Genomic DNA, 25,514 nt, shown 5'->3' on the forward strand with positions numbered 1-25,514 from the left:
AGCGGGGGGCCTTGCGGCCCCCCGCTGCTACGTTTTATTTGAAGAACTTGGGGGCGTTCTGTTCGATGGCGTTGTCCATGGTTTGCGTGAACTGCTCCGGCGTGATGTTGCCCTGGACGAGGAGCACCAGCTCCTGCTGCAGCCTGCCGTTGGTGGTGGGGTCCAATTGGGTGTCCCACGGCATGGCCTGCTTGCTGCCGAGGCCGTTGGCCGTCTCCAGGGCCTTCTTGTACAGCGGGGTGGCATTCGCCGGAATGGTGGTCTGCACATTGGTGGTGGGGGAGAGTGCACCCGTGGCGGCGTACTCAGCCGGGTACTTCTCCAGCGCGAATTTCAGGAAGTCGCTGACCAGAGGATCGTAGGTCTTGGAGTTCACGGCCATGCCGATGCCGGACGGGGAGACGAACTCGTTGGCTGCCGTCACGGACCCTTCAGTGGTGGGAAGGGTGAAGAAATCGATGTCGTCCCGAACCGCTGGGTTGAGCTTGTCTGTGGCGAGGCTGGGGAGTTCCCACGTTCCGATGTTGTACATGGCCGCTTGGCCGGACGTGAACTGGTTCTGCGCATCCGAGTAACCCTGCGCTGAGAAGCCGTCCTGGAAGCACTTGGCCTTTCCAAGTTCTGCCATCCATGTCACGGTCTTTTGTCCGGCGGCGTCCTTGAAGGACGCGTCACCCTTCTTGAGTTTTTGGACGAAGTCCGGGCCGGCTTCACGGAAGGGCTGGTATGCAACGTAGCGTTCCAATGGCCACCGATCCTGCCCATCGATGGCGATCGGCGTAATTCCAGCGCTCCTCAGCGCCGTGCACATGGCAGGGATGTCATCGAGGGATTTCGGCACGGAGACGCCGGCTTTTTCCAGCAGCGCCTTGTTGTACCAGATGAACTCCAATTCGAACTGGAAAGGAATCATGTACAAGGAGCCGTCGTCGAAGCGCTGATAGTCCAAGGCGCCGGGACGGTAGTCGTCGTAGATGTCCAAGGACTTCAGCAACTTGTCGGCGTCCACCATCTTGCCCTGCTTCGCCAGCTGCTGTGCGAACGGGGTGGCATCCGTATCAAACAGCTCCGGGAGCTTATTGGCCGCGGCCAAGGTTTCGAGCTTCTGGATGTAGGAGGGCCGGTCCGGCGTGGTGATCAGGTTCAGGGCGAAGCCCGGGTGGTCCTTGGCATAGTCATCGGCGAGCTTTTTCATGATGTTGATGACCGCCCCGTCGGCAGGCCTGGAGAGAAGCCACGATATTTCGCGGGGTTTGACCTCGCCCGTGGGGCTGACATTGGCGGGATCGGTGGTGCCTCCGCCGCCGCCACAGGCTGTCAAAGCCAAGGCTGCGGCGGCTGCGACGGCGGCAGCGCGGAGTAGTTTCTTCATTGCGGCAATCTCCCTTGATTGGAACAGAGGTTGGGGTGGGGTGGGGTATTCAGTTGTCGGTTCGTTGACGTATTTCAAGGTCTGTGACGGTGGCGGATCCTTCGCCGGCGAAAACGCCGATCCGTCCCTCGGCCAGGTCGTAGATCCTGGCGCTGAGCGCAACCTGGCGGTCGACGACGGCGACGCAAGTGTCGCCGTCGACGATGACTTCAAGGGTGTGCTCGCCCGGGGCGAGGTTGCAGGCTCGCTCGAGTTCGACGTCGAACGGGACGTCCCCGGAAACGTGCCACTGAGCATCGCCGGTGATGGCGCGCGGCCACCGATCAAAGACGAGCCGCCCGCGCTTGGGTTCCACACGCAAAATGTAGGAATGGTCGCCGTCGGGGCTGGAGCGCAGCAGCAGCCCGCATTCGGTGGTGTTGGGAGCGATGTCCAGTATCACTTTGGCGTAGAACTGGCTGGGCAGGTCCTCGTCGGAGACAAGGGCCGTGTATCCGTCAGGTGCTTCCAGTCGGGTGGGCAGGTTGTTGGTCAGGGAGACCGGGACGTCGTCCCAGAAGCTGTCCACCAATTCGTCGGCAAAGGAGAATCCGAGCGTACCGTCCGGGTTCTGGCGGGCCTCCAGGACAGACATGGTGCCGGCCCATTCCCAAGGGCCGTGGTCCCTGTTGCCTTCCTTGCTGGCGATCCAGCCGAAGAAGAAGCGGCGCCCGTCGCGCTCTGCTGTCTTGGAGGCGTAGAAGGCGCGGCCGTCGATGCTGTCCAGGGTCGGCACGGTCCACGGACCGTCGGGGCTCTTGGCCATCCGGTACCGGGTGGTGAACGACTCCGAGAACTCGGAGTAGACCATGTACCACCAATCGCCCCATTGGAAAACGTCCGGGCATTCGTGCGTGATGTACCGGCGCGGATCCCAGAAAGGCTCGGTGTGGTCCCAGGTCATCAGATCCGTGGACACGCACTGGGCGATGACGCCGCGGCGCCGCTCCGGCCCTTCCGAATGCCGCGCCGCGAGCAGCATCCGCCACTGGCCCTTGGCGTCATCTCGGAACACGAAGGGATCCCGCCAGTCCCCGGACTCGTACCCGTCGGGAGCTCCGAAGGTGAGCTCCGGGTGCTTGGTCCAGCTCTGCATTCCGTTAGTGCTGGTGGCGTGCATGACCAATTGGAGAGGGGCGCCGTCAGCGCCCAGGTTGCTGGGATTCTGGCCGGTGTAAAACAAGTGGTGGACGCCTGTTTCATCGACGACGACGCTGCCCGTGTACGCGTTGAAGTCACGTTCCGCTTCGGTGCCGTGAGGGAGGGCGACCCCGTGGTCCTCGAACTGCGTCAGGTCCTTGGTGGTGACGAGGTTCCATGACGTGCCCGGTTTCGGATGGGACCTTACTTCGTGGAGGTAGAAGAGCCAAAACTCCCCGTCTTTTTCGAAAGGGATGAGATCTCCAACCCATCCATCGGTGGGTTGGTAGAAGACTGAGCGTTTCATCTGCGCTGATGTCCATTCTGCTAAAGCGTTTGATCACTAGAAAGCTAGCGCGGAAGTTGGATGTGATCAAGCGTTTTAGCAAAATTAACCTGCGGGAAATTTTCCTACGCTAAAACGCTTGACCAGCGGGGACCGCTGGCACTAACGTCCTGCGTAGCCGATGAGCCAACGGCCCCTCAACGCGGGTTCGGCATCCATCACCGGTTTCTCCACCTCACATATTGGCCAGCTGGCTGCCGGGAACGTCGGCGTTCCCGCTTCTGCCGCTGCGCCCACCCAATGACGTTCGGCGGTCAACTGCGCCCGCCGAACTTGAGAGGAAACCCATCCATGACGCACCACATTTCACGACGCACCGTCCTGCAAGGCGCAGGCGCAGGGGCGCTGGCCCTTTCCTTCAGCGGCCTCCATCCTCTGGCAGCCGCGCACGCACAGACTTCCCTCCGGGCGGTCTATCACATGACGCCACCGTCCGGCTGGCTCTGCGATCCGCAGCGCCCGGTCCATACCAACGGCGCGTACCAGCTGTACTACTTGCACTCCGGGCAGAACAACGGTCCCGGCGGCTGGGACCACGCCACAACCAACGACGGCGTAGCGTTTACCCACCAGGGCGTTGTCATGCCCCTGCAACCCGACTTCCCTGTCTGGTCGGGATCGGCCGTCGTCGATACTGCCAACACGGCCGGCTTCGGTGCCGGAGCGGTGATCGCATTGGCCACACAGCCCACCGACGGAATCCGGAAGTACCAGGAGCAATATCTGTACTGGTCCACCGACGGCGGCTACACCTTCACGGCGCTCCCGGATCCTGTCATCGTCAACACCGACGGACGGACCGCGAGCACACCGGCCGAGATCGACAATGCGGAGTGGTTCCGCGACCCCAAGATCCACTGGGATGCCGTGCGCAGCGAGTGGGTGTGCGTGATTGGACGAGCACGCTACGCAGCCTTTTACACCTCTCCAAACCTGAGGGATTGGCAGTGGACCTCCAATTTCGACTACCCAAACCCCGCGCTCGGCGGGATCGAGTGCCCCGATCTGTTCGAGATGACTGCCGGCGACGGCTCTCGGCATTGGGTGTTTGCCGCGAGCATGGATGCCTACGGTGTCGGCTTGCCGATGACCTATGCATATTGGATGGGCACCTGGAACGGCACGGCCTTCATCGCCGACAACCTGACTCCACAGTGGCTCGACTGGGGCTGGGACTGGTACGCCGCCGTCACGTGGCCCTCCGTGGAGGCGCCGGAGACCAAGCGCCTGGCGGTCGCGTGGATGAACAACTGGAAGTATGCCGCACGGGACGTTCCCACCGACGCATCGGATGGCTACAACGGACAGAACTCGATCGTTCGCGAGTTGCGGCTGGAGCGTCAATCGGGAGGCTGGTACAGCCTGCTCAGTTCCCCGGTCGCCGCTCTCCAGGGATACGCAACAGCTACCACCACCCTCCCTGACCGCACAGTCAACGGCAGCGCCGTTCTGCCATGGAGTGGCCGCGCCTATGAGCTGGAGCTCGACATCGGGTGGGACGCAGCCACGAATGTTGGGGTCTCCGTAGGCCGCTCCGCTGATGGATCACGTCACACGAATGTGGGTAAGTATGGCGGCGAGCTGTATGTTGACCGTGCGCCGTCGGATCAAAGCGGCTACGCGCTGGCGCCTTACACGCGCGCCGCCGCGCCCATCGACTCCAGCGCCAGGTCGGTGCACCTGCGCATCTTCGTGGACACCCAGAGCGTGGAGGTGTTCGTGAATTCCGGACACACCGTGGTGTCGCAGCAGGTGCATTTTGCGGAGGGCGACACCGGTATTTCGCTCTACACGGATGGAGGCCCGGCTAACTTCACCGGCATCACCATCCGCGAGTTCGGGAACCCGATCTAACTGCAGGGGGGCGGGGTGCCGGGCCGCTGCGGCCTTGACATCCCGCCCGCCGCCAACACACTGGGTCCATGTACAAGAACAGCCGTGTTTCCGCCCAGTTTTCGGTGTCCCTTGACGGTTTCATCGCACGCGAGGATGACAGCGTAGGGCCCCTGTTCGATTGGTATGAGGCCGGAGAACGTGAAACCTGGATGCCCGGACATCCCCGGCCGTTCCATCTCAGCGAAGCCGATGCCGTCTACTGGAGCTCACTGCCGCGTGAGGGAGCGTTCATTGCCGGCCGCCGCATCTTCGACATGACGAAGGGGTGGGGAGGGCACCCGCCCAATGAGTCGCCGACCGTCGTCTTGACGCACCGCGAACCGCCAGCGGATTGGCCTCCGAGCCGTCGGGATGGAATGCCCGCGCCCTTCGAATTCGCAGGCGACCTCACAACGGCCCTCGATCGTGCTGCCGAACGTGCGGCCGGCGCGGAGATTGGGATCGCCGGCGCAGACGTCGTGCAGCAATGCTTGCGGTTGGGGGTGATGGACGAGCTCCGCGTCGACCTTGTACCTGTTCTGCTGGGTCGTGGAGTCCGCTGGTTTGGGCAACTGGACACGGACATCATGCTCGATGAACCCGTCGTTATTCCCGGAACGCGTGTGACCCATCTCAGCTACCGGGTGCGCACGTGAAGACCGTCCTGATTCCATAAGCGCAGACGTTATCCACAACCGGAAGAACAGCGGACGACGGCGGGTCCCGGCCCGGGTTAGGCTGGTCATCTCGGCTGATGCAAGTGGCCGCAGGAACCATTTATGCGGAGCCATAGTTTAATGTCCGATGATCTTGCCCTGGCGGCCCTTGCGGCGTCGTCATTTTCTTTGCCTGCTCTGCGCGACGGCCAACTCGCGGGAATGAGCGCCCTCGTTGAGGGCCGCGATGTCCTGGCCGTAATGCCCACTGGGTACGGCAAATCCGCTACTTACCAGGTCGCAGCCCGGTACCTTCACAACCAGACCGGACGCCCCGCCGTCGTGGTTTCTCCCCTGATTGCCCTGCAAGAGGACCAACTGGACGCGCTGACCGACCACTTAGGTGACGGAGCCGCCGTCGCCATCAATTCGTCCCGAAGCGACTCACAGGTGGAGGCGGCCTGGCAGGCAGTCGAGTCCGGCCAAGCCACGTTCCTGTTCCTGGCGCCGGAGCAGTTGGCCAAGCAGGAGACGGTGGACCGGCTGAAGAAGCTGGACATCACCATGTTCGTGGTGGACGAGGCGCATTGCGTCTCGGCCTGGGGCCATGACTTCCGCCCTGACTACCTCGATGTGGGCAGCGTTCGCGAGCGTCTGGGCAACCCGCCCGTAGTGGGACTGACGGCCACCGCGTCCCCACCTGTCAGGGACGAGATTGTGGATCGGCTTGGCATGAAGGACCCGCTTATTCTGGTCCGCGGCTTCGACCGGCCCAACATCAGCCTCGACGTCATCCGCCATCAGGAAGACAAGGGCAAACGCAAAGCCGTGCTGGAGCAGGTCTCCGCGCTGGCGAAGACGGAAGGAATGGGGCTGCTGTACGCGGCCACCCGCAAAGATACAGAGAAGTACGCAGCCAAACTGGTGGAGAACGGCCTGCGTGCCGAGGCCTACCACGCGGGTCGACCGGCCGCTGAGCGCGAGCGTATTCACCAGCAGTTCCAGGATGACCACCTGGACGTAGTAGTAGCCACCACGGCGTTCGGGATGGGCATCGACAAACCAAACGTGAGGTTCGTGGTGCACGCCGACATTCCTGAGTCCCTGGATGCCTACTACCAGGAGATCGGCCGAGCCGGCCGCGACGGGGAGCCTGCCTCAGCCATTTTGCATTACCGCGCGGAGGACCTTGGCCTGCGGAAGTTCTTCGGCACGCACGCTCCCGACCCCGAGGCGCTCCTGGCGGTGTTGAAGGTCATAAAGAATGCCGGTGCGCCTGCTCCAAAGACCGCGCTGGCGGAGCTCACAGGCTTTCCCGCCCGCCGCGTCACGGCGCTGGTGAACCAATTGGAGGACGCGGGCGCTGTCACCACGGGCAAGCGCGGGATCAGGCTCGGTTCCAAAGCCAAGCTTCCCGCGCTGGTGGGGCGCGCCGTCGACATTGCCGAGGCCCGGCAGCGCGTGGACGAGTCCCGGCTCACCATGCTGCGCGCCTATGCGGAGACGGACGGTTGCCGCCGCCAGTTCGTGCTGGCCTACTTCGGTGAGGACATGCCGGAGCCCTGCGGCAACTGTGACGCCTGCATTGACGCTGCAAACGACGCCGGCGGACCCGGTTCCACAGAACACCTCGCCTCATCGGACGACGAGACGTTCCCGCTGCAGTCCACCGTGATCCACAAGGAGTGGGGGCAGGGCCTGGTGATGCGTTATGAGGACGATGTCATCACTGTCTTGTTCGAGCAGGAGGGGTACAAGACCCTTTCCCGAACCGCCGTCGTGGAGCATGACCTGCTGAAGCCCGCTTAGAAGGTACGGACTTGGGATGGTTTACGTGTTCAGCTCCAGCATCAAAGCGGGCAGTTCGTCGGCGAGCTCGCGGGCCAGGAACCCGAGCGGGCCGAGCTTGCTGGCCAACCGGTCTGCAGCGGCTGCGTGAAGATGGGTGCCCCAGCAGGCAGCCTGGGAGTCGCTGGTTCCCCGCGCCCGCAGCCCCGCGATGGCACCCGCCAATACATCCCCACTGCCCGATGTTCCCAACCCGCCGTACCCGGTGGTGATCTTCCACAGCTCAGTGTCCTGAGCTGCTTCGGCTGACGGCCCCGCGATATAGCCCTGGCAACTCACCACTGCATCGAACCGCCGCGCAATGTCCACTACCGCAGTTTCCAGGTCCTCCACGTCGCGGCCCAGCAGGATCCCAGCTTCCGTGGGATTGGGCGTGAGGATCAGGCGGCCCCGCCATGGTCCAAGCCGGTCCTCCACCTTGCCCAGCGCTCCCAAAGCATAGGCGTCCAGAACGACGGCGGCTCCTCCTCCGGCGTCGGTGACACCGGCGGTGACCTCCCGCTCAAGCAGCGCTCGCAGGAGAGCCTCGGCAAGGTCGAGGTCGTCCAAGCCCGGCCCGATCAGCAGGGCGTCGGCGCGCTCCAAGTACGGCGAGATCCGGTCCAGTCCCTCCCCGGTCACGGAACCGTCGGCGGTTTCGGGCAGACCCAGGGCGCCGCACTCGGGCAGCGCAACGCCCACCTGCACTGCCGCCGACTCGGCAACAGCCAGGGTAAGTTTTCCGGCCCCCGCACGAAGCGCCGCGGTACCGGCAAGCAGGGCCGCGCCCGGGGTTGCCCGCGCCCCACCGACAACCAGCACTGCTCCGCGCGAGTACTTGTCATCGCCGGGGGCAGGCAGCGGCCAGTCCCGCAGCAGCGACGGTGTCACCAAAGTGAGGGCGCTTGAATCACTGGGGGTGGACACTGGCATCCCCCGCATGCTCGGTGACAGTGACGCCCTGTTCCGTCAGGTGGTCCGCCACATTGAAGCTCTCCAGCGTCCACGGCCCGGCACCCGATGGACGCACGTACCGGGTGATCGAGGCATTCAAAACCGACGTCGTCGCGGCAAGGTCCAGAATCTCCTCTTCGGACATGCCCTCCAAAACGTATCGAACCAGAAGGATCACGGCGTCATGGCAGACCAGCATCACTCTTTGCCCCGTTCCCAGGGTGTTGAGTTCGTCCAGGATCGAGCGAAGGCGGAGCGCCACGTCGGCCCACGACTCCCCACCCGGCGGACGGTAGTACAGCTTGCCCAGCCAGAGTCGACGTTCGGCCTCGTCCGGGTACCGCGTCTCCACGCCCAGCCGGGTCAGCCTGTCCAGGATGCCCAGCTCCCGGTCCCGGAGGCGTTCGTCGGTGAGTACCTTCACGGGCCAGCCGGCAGCCTCGACGGCGATTTCCGCCGTCTGCCAGGCACGAGCGTAGGGGGAGGAGACCACAGCGTCCGGCCTGGATTCTGCCGCGATCCGGGCCAATGCTGTCCCCAGGGCCTTGGCCTGCTCCTGCCCGGTGCCTGACAGATTCACGTCGGGGTCCCTGGCCGGAACATCGATGATCTCCGCCCCCGCTAGACGTGCTTCAGTTGCAGCTAGGTTGCCTTCGCTCTCACCATGCCTGATCAGCAGCAACTCCACAGCACCGGCCTCCTGCACCGCGTCTGTCAGCCCGTCCTCGTTCACAAAAGATCACCCCTCCGCGCGCCTTGCCGAATGCAGAACACTACCCACTGAGTACCCACCGGTCCAGAGAATAAACGCACGACGGCGGTTGGGAACCCTGTCGCCCGGCCCGCCAGTGAAGTAAGTTGCTCGCATGAAGGACACATACCAAGTCATTGTGGTCGGTGCCGGATTTGCAGGCGTTGCAGCAGCCAAGGAACTTGGCCGCAAAGGCATACGCGTCTTGCTCATCGACTCAAACAACTACCACCAGTTCCAGCCCCTTCTTTACCAGGTAGCTACTTCGCAGATCGGGGTCTCGGCGATTGCCCGGCCACTCCGATCCGTATTCCGACGCTTCAAGACGGTCAAAGTTCTCACCGCCAAGGTGGAGTCCGTGGATGCAGCACAGCGGTCCGTCACGACGGAGGACGGCCAGACCCTGCGGGCGGAGATCCTGGTCATCGCAGTTGGCGCAGTCCCCAATTTCTTCAACACTCCGGGCGCGGAGGAGTTGGCCTTCCCGCTGTACTCCGTCACCGATGCCACCAGACTTGGCACGGGGCTCACCCGGCTCCTGGACGAGGCCGACCGGAACCCTGACATCTTCGTGGACGTGGTGGTGGTGGGAGGTGGTCCCACGGGTGTTGAGACTGCCGGAGCAATGGCTGAGAACGTCAAATACGTGGTGCGGAAGTACTTCTCCCCGGAGCTCGCAGCGCGGTGCCGCGTGCATTTGGTAGACATGGTGCCCAGCGTCCTGAATATGTTCTCGTCGAAGTCCCAGAAGTATGCAACTGAGCATTTAAAGAAGGTCGGTGTTCAACTGCATATGGGAGTGGGCGTCACCGAGGTTCGGGAGGACGGCGTGACCCTGGCAGACGGGAGTTCCGTACCGGGACAGATCGTCGTGTGGGCTGGCGGCCTGAAAGCGGGCGATATTATTGCCGGCTCGGGGCTGACCCAAGGGCGAGGTGGTCGCATCGATGTTCACCCGGATCTCACCGCGCCGGACGTCGAGGGCGTGTATGTGATCGGCGATGCTGCCAACATCACTGATTCCACCGGGGCAAAATTGCCTCAGTTGGGTTCGGTCGCTCAACAAGCAGGGAAATGGGCTGCCACCAACATCCTCGCGGACCTCAGCGGGGGCACCCGCATGCCATTCCGATACCTCGACAAGGGCTACATGGCGATGGTCGGACGAGGTGCTGCTGTGGCGGAACTTGGCCGCAAACGCCTCCAGCTTCAGGGGATTTTCGCCTTTTTGTCCTGGCTCCTGGTCCACCTCGCACTGTTGTCCGGACTCCAGCAAAAGGTACGTGCATTGTTCTCCTGGCTCAACGGTTACATCCTGCACAGCCCTGCCCAGGTGGTGGTGAGCGGGCCCATGGAGAAAGAACCGCCCGCGCCGGAGGAAACGGGAATCAGGGGGCTGCCTGACCCGCGTCTATAGCGTTGGCGGCAGCAGCAACAAGCTGGGCATTTCCCGTGGCCAGTGTCCCGTCCGGCAACAGGAGTGTGTCCTCCAACCCGATACGTGAGTCCAGACCCCATCGAGCAGCAAGGCCCAATGCCGGCCACGCCGAACGATCCTCACCGTGAAGCAGAATAGGCGTGGTCCCAGCGCGTGTGCGTGCGAATGCCACCAGGCTTTCAGCTTCCGCCGTCACATTCTCAGCGGGGATGTCTTGGATTTCCACCAGGACCCTCAGGCACTTGTTGTGCAGTGGCGATGCAGCCCATTGACGTGCGCCCTCCGCATGCCAGATGCCGGCTTCGATCCCGATTCCCCGCGCGTGAAGGGCACGGGCCACATCTTCTGCGCCGTGTTCATGCCAGTTCACGGAGGCGAAATCGGGTAGTTCAACCCACGACTCGATCATCTTCAAACGTGTTGCTGGGTCAGGCACGATCCAGGCGCCCGTGGTCACGCCCAAGGGAATACCCGGGCACGCTGCACGAAGGGCTTTCAGCCAAGAAGCCACGTGGCGTGCTTCCAGGCTGTCTTCGCCTCGATGATTCTTCGGATGGACGTGCAAGGACTGGGCGCCCGCCGCTGCAGCTTCCGCCGCTTCGTGGGCAAAATCAACCGGATGCGCCGTCAGGCGAGGGTGTTCGGCTACGGGGCGGTCACCGTTGAGGCAAGCCTGGAGCAACACTCGTGTCCTCATGCTGGGAAGATAGCAGGAGGAACCCGGAAACAAGGAGCATCATGACACTCAAAGAACGCTTGAAAGCTGACGTCGTCGACCATATGAAGGCCGGCAATAAAATCGCGTTGACCACTGTGCGTAATGTGTTGGGCGAGATCACTACCCGGGAGAAATCAGGCAAGACACCGGTGGAACTCGACGATGCGCAGGTGACGTCGCTGCTCCAGAAGGAGGCTGCCAAGCGCCGGGACACCGCCCGCATCTACACGGAAGCCGGAGAAGCTGACCGTGCTGCGGCCGAAGTCGCAGAGGCGGAAATCATCGAGGCTTACCTCCCCAAGGCGCTCACCCGCGAAGAGGTGGAAGCGATCGTGGACCAGGCCATCGCTGCGTTGAAGGCCGACGGGCAGGAACTCTCCATGCGTTCCATTGGTGCCGTCATGAAGCCGGTCACTGCCAAGGTGGCAGGTCGTTTCGATGGCAAGACCGTCAGCGAGATTGTTCGCGGACGCCTGGCCTGATTATTACCAGTTGCATCAGCGACTTAGCTGAGCCCAAGCAGCCGCCGCAAAGTGTCAGCGTTCCGCACGGCGTTGCCGCCGCCGTCGTTGTTGAAGTAGGCGTATACGTCCTTGCCGGACCCGCTCCACTCGCGAATCCGGTCAGCCCACCAGCGTAGATCGTCGTCCGAATAGGAGCCGCCGTAAAGATGCTGGTGGTCCGGGCCGTGCAGTCGAACATAGACGAACGGCGCGGTGGCCCGCAGGATGCAGGGCAGGTTGGCGCCACTCATGATGCAGTAGGCCGCCCCGTGGCGTTCCAGCAGTGAATACACATCGGGGTGGTCCCAACTGTCATGCCGGAACTCAACGGCAACGCGGATCCAGTGGGGCAAGGCGGCCAGGAAGTAGTCCAAACGGGCGTCGTCGCGGGCAAAACCGGGTGGGAGCTGGACCAGCAGCACGGCACGTTTGTCGCCAAGTTCGTGCCAGCAGCGGATGATCCGTTCCACCCACACCTCCGGACCGTAGAGCTTCTTGGCGTGCGTGAGTCCCCTTGGCGCTTTGACGGACATGGCAAAGCCCGCGGGTAGGCGGTCTCGCCAACTCGCAAATGAAGTGTCCCGGGGCCAACGATAAAAGCTCGCGTTGAGCTCCACCGTGTTGAACCTGGCCACGTATTGGGCCAGGCGCTTCGAAGCCGGAAGCCCCGGCGGGTAGAGCACATTTTCCCAGTGGTCGTAGCTCCAACCCGACGTACCGATGTGGATGCCCATGCTGTGAATGTACCCCGGCCGGATGGTCGCTAACGGAAGGGCTACTGCTGGTGGGCTGTCCTCGCCATCAACGCCTGGAGATCTTCGGCCACCTTGGCGACTTCGCGCTGCCGGGCGCTGTGCGTTGGGTTGGAACTGGGTTTGGCACTGCGCGTTGCCGGGTGTGCCTGCCGTCGGGTTGTGTGGGCCGGGCGGCGGAGCTGGGGATCGCGCGAGGGCGCGTCGACAGTGACGGCTCCTTGCAGGGGATCGTGGAAGAGTGGGAGGTTCATACTTCCCGATCCTGACAGATGCGCCGCCATGCCGGTATGGACAGGTGCATACGCCGGTACTGCGCGGCTGTGCAGATGTCCATCCGGACCGCGGCAGGAAGCTAGCCCCAGAGGGCCTTCTTCAGCAGGGCTCTTAGCTGGGCATTCTCGTCTTCGCTGAGTCCGGCGAGTTGCGTCTGCTCGCACACTTCAAGCGCCGCCCGCGCCTTGTTGTGGATCCTGCGGCCCTCGGCGGTGGAGACGATGATTTTCGCGCGCCGGTCTTGCTTGCCCTGGGCTCGTTTGACCAGGCCGCGGTGTTCAAGGTCGTCCACCAGGCTGACCACTTGGCTGGGGTCCAGGCTGAGGAAGTCGGCGAGCTCGCGCTGCGTCGGTTCCAGCCCGCTGCAGGCGAGTGTCAGCACGGAGAAGGACCGCTCCCGGAGGCCGTAGTCCGCCAGCGCCTTGTTGTTCAGCAGTGAGCCCGTGGCATGCAGCTTGGCCAGCAGCAGGCCCACGTCGTTGCCGATTTTGGCCTCGGCCAGGCGCGGGGTTTCCACTTCGGTGCTTTGCGGGCCCATGACAACTCCAATAGTAATGAAAAACAATCGTTGACTTTTTCAATGATCCGTATTCTCATTGATCATGACAAGGATCTCACGCCGCAGTGGGATCGGCCCCACCGGCTCCGGCCGGTTACTGCATGCGAAGGAGCACGCCATGAGCTTGAACGGCAAGGTTGCAATCGTCACCGGGAGTGGACAGGGTCTTGGCCTCGCTTACGCGAGGGAACTCGCCCGCCACGGTGCCGCCGTCGTGATCAACGACGTGAACGCCGAGACCGCAGCGCAAGCAGTCGCGCAGATTGAGGCCGACGGCGGACGGGCCACCGCCGTCGTCGTTCCAGTGGGCACCACGGACGCAGCCAAGGCGCTGGTTGCCGGCGCCGTTGAGGCGTTCGGTCGGCTGGACATCCTGGTCACCAACGCCGGCATCCTCCGCGATAAGAGCCTGTTGAAGATGACCGACGAGGACTTCGACCTGGTGATCAACGTCCACTTGAAGGGTACGTTCACCTGCGTTCGTGAAGCCTTCGCGTACTTCAAGGAAAACAACGTCGCGGGCCGCATCATCACCATCGGCTCGCCCACCGGCCAGCGCGGCAACTTCGGGCAGAGCAACTACGCGGCTGCCAAGGCCGGGATCGTGGGCATGGTCCGGACCTGGGCTTTGGAGATGAAGAGGGCCGGCGTGACGGTGAACTCCGTGATCCCCGTGGCTGCCACTGCCATGACCAAGACGGTCCCGTACTTCCAGAAAGCCGTCGAAGCCGACGAACGTGGCGAGGCCATGCCGTCCTTCTTCCGGCACGACCTCGGTTTCGGAACGGCCGACGACGTCGCTGGGCTCATTGCCTTCCTCGCCTCTGACGAAGCTGCCGGCATTACCGGCCAGGCGGTCGGCGCCGGTGGTGACCGGCTTCAGGTCTGGACGCACCCGACGGCGGCGAGCACGGAGTACCGCGACGGCGGCTGGAGCTACGAAGCGCTCCGCGAAAACGCTGGGTCCCTCTTCGGGCCGGACACGTTGCAGAGCTACGGTGAGGAATTCCTGCCCCTGCCTGCGGAACTGCAGCCCGAGCCGGCCAAGGCTGAGGCCCGCTGATCATGGCCGACCGTTACGAGCTGGGCATCGACGCCGCTGCCCTTGATGCGATCGACATGCACGTCCACCTCGAAGTGGACAGCTGCGGCCACGGCTCGCTCCCGGATGCCCTGACCGAAGCCTCGGCCAAGTACTTCAAAGCCGAGGACAGGACACCGTCCCTGGACAGGATCGCCGAGGTGTACCGCGAACTGAACATGGCCGCCGTCGTCTTTACCGTCGATGCCCGCACGCAGCTCAAGCACGAACCCAACAGCATCCCGGAGCTGATCGCAGGGGCTGCCCGGAACAATGATGTGCTGATTCCGTTCGGCAGCGTGGACCCGCGGACGGGGGAGGACGCGATCGCCGGGGCCAAGCACCAGGCCGTTGAGCTCGGTGCCCGCGGGTTCAAGTTCCACCCCTCGCTGCAAGGCTTCGATCCGTCCAATGAGCGGTTCTATCCGCTCTGGGAGACGCTCCAGGAGCTGGGACTGCCCTGCATTTTCCACACCGGCCAGAACGGTATGGGTGCCGGGCTTCCCGGCGGGTACGGCATCAAGCTGGCGTACTCGAACCCGCTCTTGCTCGACGCCGTGGCGGCTGATTTCCCGGGCCTGCAGATCGTCATGGCCCATCCTTCGGTGCCGTGGCAGGACGAGGCGAACTCGATAGCGACGCACAAATCGAACGTGTTCATAGACCTGTCCGGATGGTCGCCCAAGTACTTCCCGGAATCGCTGGTTCGGCTGTCCAATTCGGTGCTGCAGGACAAGGTCCTGTTCGGCACGGACTTCCCGCTGATCACCCCGCAAAAGTGGATGGGGGCGTTCGCGGACCTGCCCCTTAAGGACGAAGTCCGCTCGAAGATCCTCAAGGACAACGCGGCGCGGTTGCTGGGGTTGGGTGGTTGAGATGTCCACCACTGCGACACTGGGGACGGGCACGGATCAGCGGCTCTACGACGTAGCGGACTGGTACGACGCCGAAGCGCTGCTCACCACGGACGAGCGAACAGTGTTGGCCCGGTTGCGGAACTTCCTGGACGCCGAGGCCAAGCCCCTTCTGGCCGGGTACTGGGAACGGGGAGAGTTTCCCGAGCAGCTCAGTCAGCCGCTGATCGACCTTGACCTGATGGAACCCGCAGACCTCACAGTCAACGGCCCCGTACGCGGGATCTACCAAGGCTTCCGGATCTTCGAACTGGCCCGCACGGACGCTTCTTTGGCTACCTGGTACACGGCGCAGGCCGGACTGTTCCGGACAGCCATTCGGGTGGGAGCCTCGGCAGAGCAACAGCGCGAGTGGATGCCCAAGGTCATCGACTTCTCGCTCAAGGGCGTCTTTTCCCTCACCGAACCTGAGCACGGCTCGGACATCGCCGGAGGCCTGTCAACCACCGCCCGCTTCGAAACAAACTCCGCAGCAGGGCCCGACGGCGGCAGCTGGGTTTTGGACGGCGCCAAACGGTGGATCGGGGGAGCCTCCACAACCGATGTGCTGTGTGTGTTCGCCCGGGACATCGCCGATGGACAGGTCAAAGCGTTCCTTGTGGACCGAACCGCGGCAGGTGTCACCCTGGAGAAAATCCACGGCAAGACCTCGCTGCGGATGATGCAGAACGCCCACATCACCTTGGACGGTGTCCGCGTCCCGGAAGCTATGCGCCTTCACAATGTGGACTCCTTCAAGGACGTCGCGGCGATGCTGCGGGCCATGCGTTCGGATGTTGCCTGGATCGCCACCGGGATGCAGGCCGGTGCGTTCGAAGCCGCCCTGGCGTATGTGAAGGAGCGTCAGCAGTTCGGTCGCTCCTTGGGGTCCTTCCAACTCGTGCAGGAAAAGCTGGCGCGAATGCTCGGCAACATCACCGCTTCGCTGTCGCTGGTGGTCCGCCTGACCGAACAGCAGTCCGGGGGAGTTGTCCGGGACCAGGACTCGGCACTGGCAAAAATGCAGACGTCGCTAATGATGCGCGAAACCGTGGCTTTGGCCCGCGAAGTGGTGGGCGGCAACGGCATCTCGCTCGCGGCCGACGTCGCGCGTTTTCATGCCGACGCGGAAGCCGTCTATTCCTACGAAGGCACGCACGAGATCAACGCCCTCATCATTGGCCGCGCCCTCACGGGCGTCAGTGCTTTTACTAACTAAATCTCTTCAAACAACACACAGGAGGCAACCATGCCCAATCTCGTCGTCGATTTCGACACCCTGCTCACCATGTCCGGCAAGGACCTCGGCACCACCGACTACCGCGAAATCACCCAGCAGCAGATCAACCTGTTCGCGGACGCCACAGACGATCAGCAGTGGATCCACACCGATCCCGAACGCGCGAAGGACGGCCCCTTCGGCGCGCCCATCGCCCACGGCTTCCTCACCCTGTCCCTGATCATCCCGTTCTGGGGCGAGCTGTTCGACGTTGACGGCGTGACCACCAAGGTCAACTACGGGCTGGACAAGGTCCGCTTCACCTCCCCGGTGAAGGTGGGCTCCAAAGTCCGCATGCAGGGCTCAATCGCCGAGGTCATAGAGGTCAAGGGCGGCGCCCAGATCAAGGTCAACGCCACCATCGAAATCGAAGGCCAAGAACGGCCCGCCGTCGTCGCCGAATTCCTCGCGCGGTTCTACAAATAGAACGCATCTCCAAGTAACCCCTTCCCTCCTCTCCAAGGAACAGCCATGTCAGGACACACTGCGCTCGCACCAACGAGCACGGCCGCAAAGCGCAAAGAGGCGCGCACGGTCATCATGTCCAGCTATCTGGGCAGCACCATCGAGTTCTACGACTTCCTGCTGTACGCAACGGCCGCAGCGGTTGCCTTCCCCAAAGTGTTCTTCGCCGGAACAGATGAGTGGGTGGGCGTCGTCGCAGCCTACGCAACGTTCGCCGCCGGCTACATCGCCAGGCCCTTGGGCGGCATCATCTTCGGACACTTCGGAGACCGCATCGGGCGCAAGGGAATGCTCATCATTTCCATGGCAATGATGGGCATCGCCTCAACCCTGATCGGCCTGATTCCGGGAGCCGGCGTCATTGGCCCCTGGGGAGCCGTGATCCTGGTGATCCTGCGTGTATGCCAGGGCATCGCCGTCGGCGGTGAGTGGGGTGGGGCCGCGCTGATGGCCCTGGAACACGCAGATCCCAAGCGGCGCGGCTTTGCGGCATCATTCGTGAATGCGGGTGCACCCACAGGCGCTGTCCTGGGCACCGTGGTCATGGGCATCTTCTCCGCCCTTCCCCAGGAGGCTTTCCTGGCTTGGGGTTGGCGCGTACCGTTCCTCCTGTCCTTCGTCCTCCTGATCGTCGGCATGTTCGTCCGCCTCCGCGTATCAGAAAGCCCGATCTTCGCCGAAGCCGTGGCCAAAGAAAGCGCGCAAAGCACCAAGCGCAAAATCCCGCTGCTGGAGGTCCTGAAGCGTCCCAAGGCACTCATCATGATCATGTTTGCCGGTGCTGCAGGCTTCGGCCTCCAGGTTGTGCTGCCCACGTTCTCCGTGACATACGCAGTGTCAAAGGGCGCTCCGCAGCAGGGCGTGCTCTATGCCTTCGCGGGAGCCTCGGCCATCTCCATCCTGTTCGTCCTCCTGGGCGGCAGGTTATCCGACCGCTTCGGACGGCGCCCAGTGATGGTCACCGGATTGGCCCTGTTCATCCTTTACCTGTTCCCGATGTTCGGGATGCTCAGCTCAGGCAACGTCGCCCTGGTCTTCCTGGCGTTCACCGTGGCGCTGGTCCTGCACTCGTCCCTGTACGGACCCCTTGCAGCGTTCGTTTCAGAGCAGTTCGGCACCACCAACCGCTACACAGGTGCCGCCGTCGGCTACCAACTGGCAACCTTGATCGGCGCGGGGTTCACGCCCGGGATCGTCGCCGGACTCTATAAGGACGCAGGGCAGAGCATCATCCCCGTGGTGGTCTTCCTGTCCGCTATGTCCCTGGTGTCGATTGTCTTCATCCTGCTGACGCGGGAGTCTAAGAACAACGACCTCTCTACGGTCAGTTAGGAGAAAGCACCATGGACAACAACGGAGTTGGATCCTGGCTGCACCGCCGCCGAGCCAAGTCGGGGTCAAAAACAGCCTTGATTTCCGGCGCCCATGCCCTGAGCTACGAAGAGCTCGCCGAACGGACCGCCCTCTTGGCCGGTGCCCTCAAGAACAGGGGTGTGGCCAAAGGCGACCGGGTGGCCTACCTTGGCGAGAACCACCCATCCTTCGTGGAAACCTTCTTTGCCTGTGGGCTGATCGGAGCCATCTTCGTTCCGCTCAACACACGGCTCGCCGCACCCGAGCTTCAGTTCCAGCTGCAGGACTCCGGGGCACGGCTGCTGGTCAACGCCCACGCGCTGGAGGAGGTGGCCGCCGCGTCGCTGAAGGACACCGAGGTAACCCACTGTCTGGTGGTGGCTCCCGACGGCGGCCCCGAAAGGTCCGCGGTTAAGCTGCCCACCGGCGTCGAACACTATGGCGAGGTGATGGCCGCGGCGGCCGGAACGCCGGTGGACGAAGCCGTCACGCTGGACGACGCCGCCATGATCCTGTACACCTCCGGCACTACAGGGAAACCCAAGGGTGCGCTGCTGACGCACGGCAACATCACCTGGAACTGCATCAATACCGTGGTGGATATGGACTTGAGCCGCAACGACATAGCGCTCATGATTTCGCCGCTCTTCCACGTCGCATCCCTGGACATGGGTTTGCTCCCGATGCTGCTCAAGGGCGCCACGGTGGTCCTCGAATCCAAGTTCGACGCCGGTCGCGTCCTGAAACTGATCGGGCAGCACAAAGTCACCACCCTCAACGGCGTCCCCACCACCTTCCAGATGCTCTGCGACCATCCGGAATGGTCGACGGCGGACCTCAGCTCCCTGGACAAACTCACCTGCGGCGGTTCCGCCGTTCCGCAGCGGGTGTTGGACGCCTATGAGGAACGTGGCATCGGATTCACCGCCTGCTACGGCATGACCGAAACCGCGCCGGGAGCCACCATGCTCCCGGTCTCCGCCTCCAAGATGAAGGCCGGATCAGCGGGTTTGCCGCACTTCTTCACGGACGTTCGGATCGCCGACCCCATGGGTGGGCGCGCTCTTCCCGGCGAGGTGGGGGAGATCCAGATCTCCGGGCCCAACGTCATCAAGGAATACTGGAACCGGCCGGAGGCCACTGCCGACAGCTACGCGGACTCCTCCTGGTTCCGCTCGGGGGACATGGGACACCAGGACGAAGAAGGGTTCCTGTTCGTCTCGGACCGCATCAAGGACATGATCATTTCCGGCGGCGAGAACATCTACCCAGCGGAGGTGGAGGCTGCCATTGCGGAATTGCCCGCCGTGGGAAGCGTGGCCGTGATCGGAGTCGCCGACGACAAATGGGGCGAAGTCCCGAGGGCGATCGTGACTTTGCGGGAGGGCGCTGCCTTGACCGAAGAGCAGCTGCGCTCGCATCTGGACGGACGATTGGCGCGCTACAAGATCCCCAAGTCCGTGGTGTTCGTGGAAGAGATGCCGCGCACGGCCAGCGGCAAGATCCGCAAGACCGATCTCCGGAAGCAATTCGCACTGTGAGCGCTGTTCCGGAGACTTCCGGATCCTCCGCAGCGCCGAACAGACCGAGCTGGAGGCCGGATATGCCGTGGAACTTGAGGGCGGCGCCGGCCTGGTTCGGTGGAGATCGACGTCTTCAGCGTCGCCTAAGGAAACGATTCTTGGTGAAAAGCTAAATTACGCGGGAGCATTTTTTGGCGACATATTCCGTTACTGGGCTAAATCCGGGTTAATTTCTTCCATCGCCCTGCCTCATTGGCTCCGGGGGCACTACGATGAGCACGACTCATCACTGAGTACGACTCATCTCAATGATTCACACCTAGCCCGGGGGAAATACAAATGACCAGCTATCCGCAACAACCGCAACAGGCCCAGCCCTATGCTCCAGAGGCCGGCGAGCCGCCGCTGTGGGCTCCGTACTACGGCGCCCCGATCGGCGCAGCAGTCAAGCGATTCTTCAAGAAGTACACGGACTTCACCGGACGTGCGAGCCGCAGCGAGTACTGGTGGACGGCCCTCGCTTTGGGTGTTATTGGCCTTGTGCTTGAATTCATCTTCCTCGCACTGGCTGCCGCCGGCGCGACGGTTTCCGATGACGGAACGTTGGTCCCTGGCGCTGGTTTTGTTGTGGGGATTATTCTGCTCATCGCTTTCGGCCTGGCGGTCATTATCCCGTCTATCGCCCTGCTGGTACGTCGCCTTCACGACGGCAACTTCAGTGGATGGGTCGCACTGATTGGCTTGGTTCCTGGCTTGGGCGGCCTTGCGCTCTTCGTATTCGCGCTCTTGCCTTCCAACCCGGCCGGTCAGCGCTTCGACCAGCCGAAGGCGTAGTAACAACAGCACATAAGTAAAAGGGGGCGGCACGCGATGTGCCGCCCCTTTTGCATACCCGCACAACCACGCCGTGAAATGCTGTGGAGTGACGCGGACCGACCCCAACGACGAGGAGTGCCATGTCTACTGGAACCATCAAGCGCTGCGCCGTGGTTGGCGGCGGGATCATCGGGGTTGCCGTGGCGAGGGAACTTGCCAACACGCTGGACGACGTTCAGGTCACCGTCTACGAGAAGGAAGACCGCCTCGCCGCGCACCAGACGGGGCATAACTCGGGTGTGGTTCATGCAGGCCTCTACTACGAACCGGGCGGCCTGAAGGCTCGGCTCTGCCGCAGGGGAGTGGCACTGCTGCAAGAGTTCTGCGCGGCGAAGGGCCTTCCCTACGAGGCCTGCGGCAAACTGGTCATCGCCCAGTCGCCCGAGGAAGCGGGGCGGCTCGATACCATCTTCGCCCGAGCCACAGCCAACGGGGTTCCCGGCGCACGAATGCTGTACGGCGACCAAATACGCGAGGTGGAGCCGAACGCCGTCGGGCTTTCTGCTTTGCACTCGCCGGAAACGGCCATAGTCGACTATACGGCGATCACCAACGCACTGGCCGACGACGTCAGAGACTCGGGCGGGACCATCCGGCTGGGGCAGGAGGTCACCTCCCTTGAGCCGCGCAGCAGCGGCGTGGTGGTTCACACGAAGGACGGTGGAGAACACTACGACCTCGTGGTGGCGTGCGCCGGCCTGCAGTCCGATCGATTGGCCGAAGCCACGGGTGAGCCGGCCATGCCCCGGATCGTGCCGTTCTTCGGGCAGTATTTCCTTCTCGGCCAAGAATCCCGTCAGCAGGTAAAAGGTTTGATCTACCCGGTGCCAGACCCCAAGCACCCATTCCTGGGGGTTCACTTGACCAAGCGCATTGACGGCGAAATGATGCTTGGACCAAATGCCTTTATCTCCTTCGGGCGCGAGGCGTACGGGTGGAATACCGTGAATGTCCGCGACATCCTGAACTACGCGCTGTTCCCCGGTTTCTGGAATTTCGCCCGGCAGAATGTGCCGTCCGCTGTCCGCGAATTCCAGACGGTGGTCAGCCGCAAAAAGTTCATTCGCGAGGCCATGCGCTTTGTACCTTCACTGGAGGGCGCCACTGTCCTTCCCGGCACCCGCGGGGTGCGCGCCCAAGCGATGAACGGCGACGGGTCGTTGGTGGACGACTTTGTGATCGCACGACGCCGGGACACCGTGATGGTGCGCAACGCACCGTCACCGGGGGCTACGTCGTCCATGGCCATCGCGGAGTACATCGTGGAGCAGGCTTTGCGGGACTGATGCGGGACCGACAGTTAACAAGCCCGTGACGCGGCGGAAACGGTGCCCGAATCCAGGCTGGATACCGTTGCCGCATGATCGCATCATTGGCCTCGTTGGCCACCTCAATCGGCACCACCCTGGCGGCGTGGATCGAGGCCGCCTATGTTGTGGATTGCGCTGCCCCTGACGCAGCGGACGTTTCCGAAGCCGGACGCGGCACACCCACCGACTGGACCTGGCTCCCTGCCCTCAGCGGCGTTACGGTGGCCAGCGCGCAGGCCATCCAATCCCATGCGGAGATGGCTCGAACAAAGCCCTAGGAATCGCCGGAAAAGCTGCACAATGTTGCGTTGGGCACACTATTCGTTTCTCGCGGGTACTATGCCCTAAACTGCTTCACTGAGGTGCCGGTATAGGCACTATGCAGCAACGAAAGCGAACCCTCAATGGCTACTGATTACGACGCCCCGCGCAAGACAGAAGAAGAGTCTCCCGCCGAATCGCTTGAGGCCCTTCAGGCATCCCGTGGGAACAGCGCCCAGACTGCAGTCATCGACGTCGAGGAAAACGATACCGCCGAAGGAATCGACCTCCCCGGTGCCGATCTTTCCGGCGAAGAACTGACCGTTATTGTGGTCCCCGAGCAGTCCGACGAGTTCACGTGTGGTTCCTGCTTCCTGGTCCGTCACCGGTCCCAGATTGCGCTGGAAAAGAATGGCCTCAAGTTCTGCAAGGACTGCGAAGGCTAAGTAACGCCCGGGTCACGTTATCTTCGATCACGAACATGTGCGCGAAGACCCTCAAAACCGCCGGAAAATGCGGTTAAACACGCCTTCCGATCACCCTCCTGTGACCACTCGCCAGCCCTCTTAACGGTTATGCGCCGAAGCGGCCACAACCCCTCCAAACCCTCGCCTCCGCTCCTACTGTTGAAGTATCAACTTCGCCTGAAGGGGGCACAAAAAATGAGGAAAATTGGAGCGGGTGTGGCAGCGGTCCTGACAGCTGCCGGGCTCGGTCTGGTGGTACCGGGGCCAGCCTCGGCAGCATCATACTGCGGCATCATGTGGGGTTCGTTGGCTAAGGCCGACCCCGACATGAGCTCCGCCAACGTCACCAATGTCCGCGCCGGCCAGCAGCCCTGCTATGACCGCCTGGTGATCGACATGACCGGCAAGGTGGCCGGCTATTCAGTGCAGTACGTTCCGGTGGTCACCCAGGATGCAACGGGCTTCCCCATCCCGGTGCTCGGTGACGCGGACCTGCAAGTGGTGGTGACGGCGCCGTCGTACAACCAGTACAGCCAGCCCACCTACGTGCCGGCAGCCAAGGCAGAGCTGTCCAACGTATCGGGCTACCAGACATTCCGTCAGGTGGTCTTCGCGGGCAGCTTCGAGGGCACCACGAGCATTGGCCTGGGCGTCCGTGCCCGGCTTCCGTTCAGGGTTTTCACCTTGGACGGGCCCGACGGCGGGTCTCGCCTGGTGGTGGACGTCGCCCATCGCTGGTGACTGAGGTCGCCGAAAGACTGCCAGAACGCGCGAAAGCGGCCAGTTCGCCGGATAGCTCCGGCGAACTGGCCGCTTTTCGGCGTTCTCGCTGTGTTCCTACTCAGGCACCACCAAGGCCGGGGTGTCTTTGCGGATGGTTTCACCACGGAAGAAGCCGGGCCGGACACGGGACATGATCAGCATGACCACAGCGCCCAAAGCGAGGATTCCGATGCCAAGGACGAACACCAGTCCCACCCCGAAGATCTCCGAGCCACTGCCAAATTCAGGAGCCCAGCTGTCCACGGCGGTCTGCAGGAAGACCACGAACAGGCCGACTCCACCCAACAACGGGCAGACGAGTCGCAGGAAGAAGTTCCGGACGCTGGTGAACACGCTGTTGCGGAAGTACCACACGCAGGCGATGGCCGTCAGCCCGTAGTAGAAGCAGATCATCAGGCCGAGGGCCAAGATGGTGTCGTTCAGGACGTTTTCGCTGATCACGTGCATCACTGCGTAGAAACCCGCGGACAGGACGCCGGCCGCAATGGTGGCGAAGCCCGGCGTCGAGAATTTCTTGCTCATGTGGCTGAAGCGCTCAGGCAAGGCGCCGTAGTGCGCCATGGCCAGCAGGCTGCGCGAGGGCGAGGTGAACGTGGACTGCAGCGACGCCGCGGAGCTGGACAGCACCGCGAGTGACATCAGGATGGCGAACGGCCCCATCACCGGTGATGCCAGTGCGGTGAACACGTTGGCGTGGTTGTCGGCGTTGTTCAGGCCGATTCCGGTGTCTCCCACGCCGGCGAACATCATGGTGGCGATGGTGACCAGCAGGTAGATGCCCAAGACGATGACCGCTGTCAGCGTGCCTGCGAGGCCGGCGGTCTTCTTGCCGTTGGCTGTTTCCTCGTTCACGGTGAGGCAGACGTCCCAGCCCCAGTAGACGAAAATCGACAACGAGATGCCGGCAGCGATCTGACCGAAGGTTTCGATCTTGGTGACGTCAAACCAATCCCAACTGAACGGGACCGCGGTCTCTGACGTAGACCAGTTGGCGAACGCCATTCCTACGAACAGGCCCAGCACCAGCAGCTGGAATCCGACCAGACCGTACTGGACAATCTTGGTGGTGTGCAGGCCCCGGTAGCTGATCCAGACGGCCAGCGCCACGAAGACGAAGCAGGTGGCCACGTTGAGCAGCTTGTTCGAGGCGAGGTCGGCGAGCTCGGGCGAGCCCGTTGCCTGCGCCAGGAACAGGTAGAAGAAGTCCACTGCAACGCCGGCCAGGTTGGACAGGACGATGATATTTGCCGCGAGAAGACCCCAGCCACCCATCCAACCCACCCACGGGCCGAACGCTTTGGTGACCCAGGTGAACGTGGTGCCGCTGTCCGGCGAGTCTGCGTTAAGCTCCCGGTAGGCGAGCGATACCAGGATCATCGGGATGAAGCCGATCAGGAAGATCACAGGCAACTGCAGCCCGACTTCATTGACGGTTGGACCGAGCGCGCCGGTGAGGGTGTACGCCGGGGCGATGGTTGAAATGCCAAGAACGACGACGGCGAGGAGCCCCAGCTGCCCCGTCTTCAGTCCCTTGCCGCTAATGTCGTGCGACGGTGCGGGTGCACTGCCGCCGCGGCGGATTGTCTGGCTCATGTGAGGCCCTTTCTAGATGGCCGAAGGCTGCTGCTGCGTGATGCAGTGGATACCGCCGCCCCGGGCAAAGAGTTCGCGCGCGTCAACACTGACCACGCGTCGGCCGGGGTAGGCATCGGCGAGAATGCGGAGGGCTTTCTCGTCCATGGGGTCGTTGAAACTGCAGGCGATGACGTCGTCTGGGACGGCATGCACCTAGCGCTCACTCGAAGACTTCCTCGGGTTGGGCCTGTGCTGGCGCGGTGCCGAGTGGGGTTTTCAATCATGGTGGCAAATACTCCGTGAGACGACAATCACTAAATGAATAGCGTTCATTTAGTATGGCGGGAGTCACGCTTGAGCGCAAGAAGGGTCCACAATGCCATTCGTTTATGACTGGTGCGGGGTGGGCGTTGGCTGGGGTATACAGGAGGCCGCTAATAAT

At 62.9% G+C, this 25,514-nt stretch carries 26 protein-coding genes and 1 pseudogene; 17 read left to right on the forward strand and 10 right to left on the reverse strand.

The features are described 5' to 3' along the window. Positions 1 to 34: 34 nt before the first annotated feature. Together FQP90_RS18330 and FQP90_RS18335 are read right to left on the reverse strand one after the other, a co-directional pair. Positions 35 to 1,372, reverse strand: coding sequence for an ABC transporter substrate-binding protein (locus FQP90_RS18330; protein WP_144652501.1), 1,338 nt, complete (start codon positions 1,370 to 1,372; stop codon positions 35 to 37). A gap of 49 nt (positions 1,373 to 1,421) precedes the next feature. Beyond that, positions 1,422 to 2,858, reverse strand: coding sequence for a GH32 C-terminal domain-containing protein (locus FQP90_RS18335; protein ID WP_144652502.1), 1,437 nt, complete (start codon positions 2,856 to 2,858; stop codon positions 1,422 to 1,424). A gap of 160 nt (positions 2,859 to 3,018) precedes the next feature. Between FQP90_RS18335 and FQP90_RS23795 the strand changes: the two genes are divergently transcribed. From FQP90_RS23795 to FQP90_RS18350, 4 genes are all read left to right on the forward strand, one after another. Next, the gene (locus FQP90_RS23795) at positions 3,019 to 3,141 is read left to right on the forward strand and encodes a hypothetical protein (protein ID WP_280115991.1); all 123 of its coding nucleotides are present in this window, start codon (positions 3,019 to 3,021) and stop codon (positions 3,139 to 3,141) included. 47 nt (positions 3,142 to 3,188) lie between these two features. Continuing rightward, the gene (locus FQP90_RS18340; RefSeq protein WP_144652503.1) at positions 3,189 to 4,751 is read left to right on the forward strand and encodes a glycoside hydrolase family 32 protein; all 1,563 of its coding nucleotides are present in this window, start codon (positions 3,189 to 3,191) and stop codon (positions 4,749 to 4,751) included. A 68-nt stretch (positions 4,752 to 4,819) separates the two neighbouring features. Then, positions 4,820 to 5,428: a dihydrofolate reductase family protein gene (locus FQP90_RS18345; protein WP_144652504.1), complete on the forward strand. Its 609-nt coding sequence runs from the start codon at positions 4,820 to 4,822 to the stop codon at positions 5,426 to 5,428. 141 nt (positions 5,429 to 5,569) lie between these two features. Beyond that, positions 5,570 to 7,237, forward strand: a complete 1,668-nt coding sequence (locus FQP90_RS18350; protein WP_144652505.1) for a RecQ family ATP-dependent DNA helicase — start codon at positions 5,570 to 5,572, stop codon at positions 7,235 to 7,237. A gap of 21 nt (positions 7,238 to 7,258) precedes the next feature. Here the strand turns inward: FQP90_RS18350 and FQP90_RS18355 are convergent, their stop codons facing one another. Beyond that, positions 7,259 to 8,188: an NAD(P)H-hydrate dehydratase gene (locus tag FQP90_RS18355; RefSeq protein ID WP_208760038.1), complete on the reverse strand. Its 930-nt coding sequence runs from the start codon at positions 8,186 to 8,188 to the stop codon at positions 7,259 to 7,261. Then, positions 8,166 to 8,942: a histidine phosphatase family protein gene (locus tag FQP90_RS18360; RefSeq protein ID WP_144652506.1), complete on the reverse strand. Its 777-nt coding sequence runs from the start codon at positions 8,940 to 8,942 to the stop codon at positions 8,166 to 8,168. The genes FQP90_RS18355 and FQP90_RS18360 overlap by 23 nt, the downstream gene beginning before the upstream one ends. A gap of 133 nt (positions 8,943 to 9,075) precedes the next feature. Between FQP90_RS18360 and FQP90_RS18365 the strand changes: the two genes are divergently transcribed. Continuing rightward, entirely contained in the window at positions 9,076 to 10,377 is a 1,302-nt protein-coding gene (locus tag FQP90_RS18365; protein ID WP_144652507.1) for an NAD(P)/FAD-dependent oxidoreductase, read from the forward strand. Here the strand turns inward: FQP90_RS18365 and FQP90_RS18370 are convergent. Then, the gene (locus FQP90_RS18370; RefSeq protein WP_208760039.1) at positions 10,349 to 11,095 is read right to left on the reverse strand and encodes a 3-keto-5-aminohexanoate cleavage protein; all 747 of its coding nucleotides are present in this window, start codon (positions 11,093 to 11,095) and stop codon (positions 10,349 to 10,351) included. The two genes, FQP90_RS18365 and FQP90_RS18370, sit on opposite strands and share 29 nt — an antisense overlap. Before the next feature lie 41 nt (positions 11,096 to 11,136). Between FQP90_RS18370 and FQP90_RS18375 the strand changes: the two genes are divergently transcribed. Further along, complete coding sequence (locus FQP90_RS18375) at positions 11,137 to 11,598, forward strand: GatB/YqeY domain-containing protein (protein WP_144652508.1); 462 nt, start codon at positions 11,137 to 11,139, stop codon at positions 11,596 to 11,598. A gap of 23 nt (positions 11,599 to 11,621) precedes the next feature. Here FQP90_RS18375 and FQP90_RS18380 read toward each other — a convergent pair whose 3' ends face one another. The 3 genes from FQP90_RS18380 to FQP90_RS18390 all read right to left on the reverse strand — a co-directional run bounded on the left by FQP90_RS18380 (position 11,622) and on the right by FQP90_RS18390 (position 13,185). Next, positions 11,622 to 12,353: a DUF72 domain-containing protein gene (locus tag FQP90_RS18380; RefSeq protein WP_144652509.1), complete on the reverse strand. Its 732-nt coding sequence runs from the start codon at positions 12,351 to 12,353 to the stop codon at positions 11,622 to 11,624. Positions 12,354 to 12,394: 41 nt separating this feature from the next. Then, entirely contained in the window at positions 12,395 to 12,625 is a 231-nt protein-coding gene (locus tag FQP90_RS18385) for a hypothetical protein (RefSeq protein ID WP_144652510.1), read from the reverse strand. A gap of 101 nt (positions 12,626 to 12,726) precedes the next feature. Beyond that, on the reverse strand, positions 12,727 to 13,185 hold the full coding sequence (locus tag FQP90_RS18390) for a MarR family winged helix-turn-helix transcriptional regulator (RefSeq protein WP_144652511.1): 459 nt from the start codon (positions 13,183 to 13,185) through the stop codon (positions 12,727 to 12,729). 139 nt (positions 13,186 to 13,324) lie between these two features. On the opposite strand from FQP90_RS18390, the gene FQP90_RS18395 reads away from it, so the two are divergent. From FQP90_RS18395 to FQP90_RS18445, 11 genes are all read left to right on the forward strand, one after another. Continuing rightward, complete coding sequence (locus FQP90_RS18395) at positions 13,325 to 14,269, forward strand: SDR family NAD(P)-dependent oxidoreductase (protein WP_144652512.1); 945 nt, start codon at positions 13,325 to 13,327, stop codon at positions 14,267 to 14,269. A gap of 2 nt (positions 14,270 to 14,271) precedes the next feature. Then, positions 14,272 to 15,162, forward strand: a complete 891-nt coding sequence (locus FQP90_RS18400; RefSeq protein ID WP_144652513.1) for an amidohydrolase family protein — start codon at positions 14,272 to 14,274, stop codon at positions 15,160 to 15,162. Between the two features lies 1 nt (position 15,163). Then, positions 15,164 to 16,399 carry an acyl-CoA dehydrogenase family protein gene (locus tag FQP90_RS18405; RefSeq protein WP_144652514.1) on the forward strand — a complete coding sequence of 412 codons (1,236 nt, stop codon included), beginning with the start codon at positions 15,164 to 15,166 and terminating at the stop codon, positions 16,397 to 16,399. 30 nt (positions 16,400 to 16,429) lie between these two features. Beyond that, positions 16,430 to 16,885 carry a MaoC family dehydratase gene (locus FQP90_RS18410; protein ID WP_144652515.1) on the forward strand — a complete coding sequence of 152 codons (456 nt, stop codon included), beginning with the start codon at positions 16,430 to 16,432 and terminating at the stop codon, positions 16,883 to 16,885. A gap of 45 nt (positions 16,886 to 16,930) precedes the next feature. Beyond that, a complete protein-coding gene (locus FQP90_RS18415) occupies positions 16,931 to 18,256 on the forward strand; it encodes an MFS transporter (RefSeq protein ID WP_144652516.1) in 1,326 nt (441 codons plus the stop codon). A gap of 11 nt (positions 18,257 to 18,267) precedes the next feature. After that, a complete protein-coding gene (gene menE, locus FQP90_RS18420) occupies positions 18,268 to 19,818 on the forward strand; it encodes an o-succinylbenzoate--CoA ligase (protein WP_144652517.1) in 1,551 nt (516 codons plus the stop codon). A 321-nt stretch (positions 19,819 to 20,139) separates the two neighbouring features. Further along, positions 20,140 to 20,634: a DUF805 domain-containing protein gene (locus tag FQP90_RS18425; protein ID WP_144652518.1), complete on the forward strand. Its 495-nt coding sequence runs from the start codon at positions 20,140 to 20,142 to the stop codon at positions 20,632 to 20,634. A 122-nt stretch (positions 20,635 to 20,756) separates the two neighbouring features. Next, positions 20,757 to 21,962: an L-2-hydroxyglutarate oxidase gene (lhgO, locus tag FQP90_RS18430; protein ID WP_144652519.1), complete on the forward strand. Its 1,206-nt coding sequence runs from the start codon at positions 20,757 to 20,759 to the stop codon at positions 21,960 to 21,962. Between the two features lie 74 nt (positions 21,963 to 22,036). After that, complete coding sequence (locus FQP90_RS18435) at positions 22,037 to 22,264, forward strand: hypothetical protein (protein ID WP_144652520.1); 228 nt, start codon at positions 22,037 to 22,039, stop codon at positions 22,262 to 22,264. Positions 22,265 to 22,390: 126 nt separating this feature from the next. Beyond that, positions 22,391 to 22,693, forward strand: a complete 303-nt coding sequence (locus FQP90_RS18440) for a DUF4193 domain-containing protein (protein ID WP_090820569.1) — start codon at positions 22,391 to 22,393, stop codon at positions 22,691 to 22,693. Positions 22,694 to 22,909: 216 nt separating this feature from the next. Next, a complete protein-coding gene (locus FQP90_RS18445) occupies positions 22,910 to 23,455 on the forward strand; it encodes an AMIN-like domain-containing (lipo)protein (protein WP_144652521.1) in 546 nt (181 codons plus the stop codon). 96 nt (positions 23,456 to 23,551) lie between these two features. On the opposite strand, the gene FQP90_RS18450 is transcribed toward FQP90_RS18445, so the two are convergent. Both FQP90_RS18450 and FQP90_RS18455 read right to left on the reverse strand, forming a co-directional pair. After that, positions 23,552 to 25,090 carry an APC family permease gene (locus FQP90_RS18450; RefSeq protein WP_144652522.1) on the reverse strand — a complete coding sequence of 513 codons (1,539 nt, stop codon included), beginning with the start codon at positions 25,088 to 25,090 and terminating at the stop codon, positions 23,552 to 23,554. A gap of 12 nt (positions 25,091 to 25,102) precedes the next feature. After that, positions 25,103 to 25,264, reverse strand: a pseudogene (locus tag FQP90_RS18455) (agmatine deiminase family protein); the annotation flags it as partial. Positions 25,265 to 25,514: the final 250 nt, after the last annotated feature.

The organism is Paenarthrobacter nitroguajacolicus (assembly GCF_007786235.1).
GTDB lineage: Bacteria > Actinomycetota > Actinomycetes > Actinomycetales > Micrococcaceae > Arthrobacter > Arthrobacter nitroguajacolicus_A.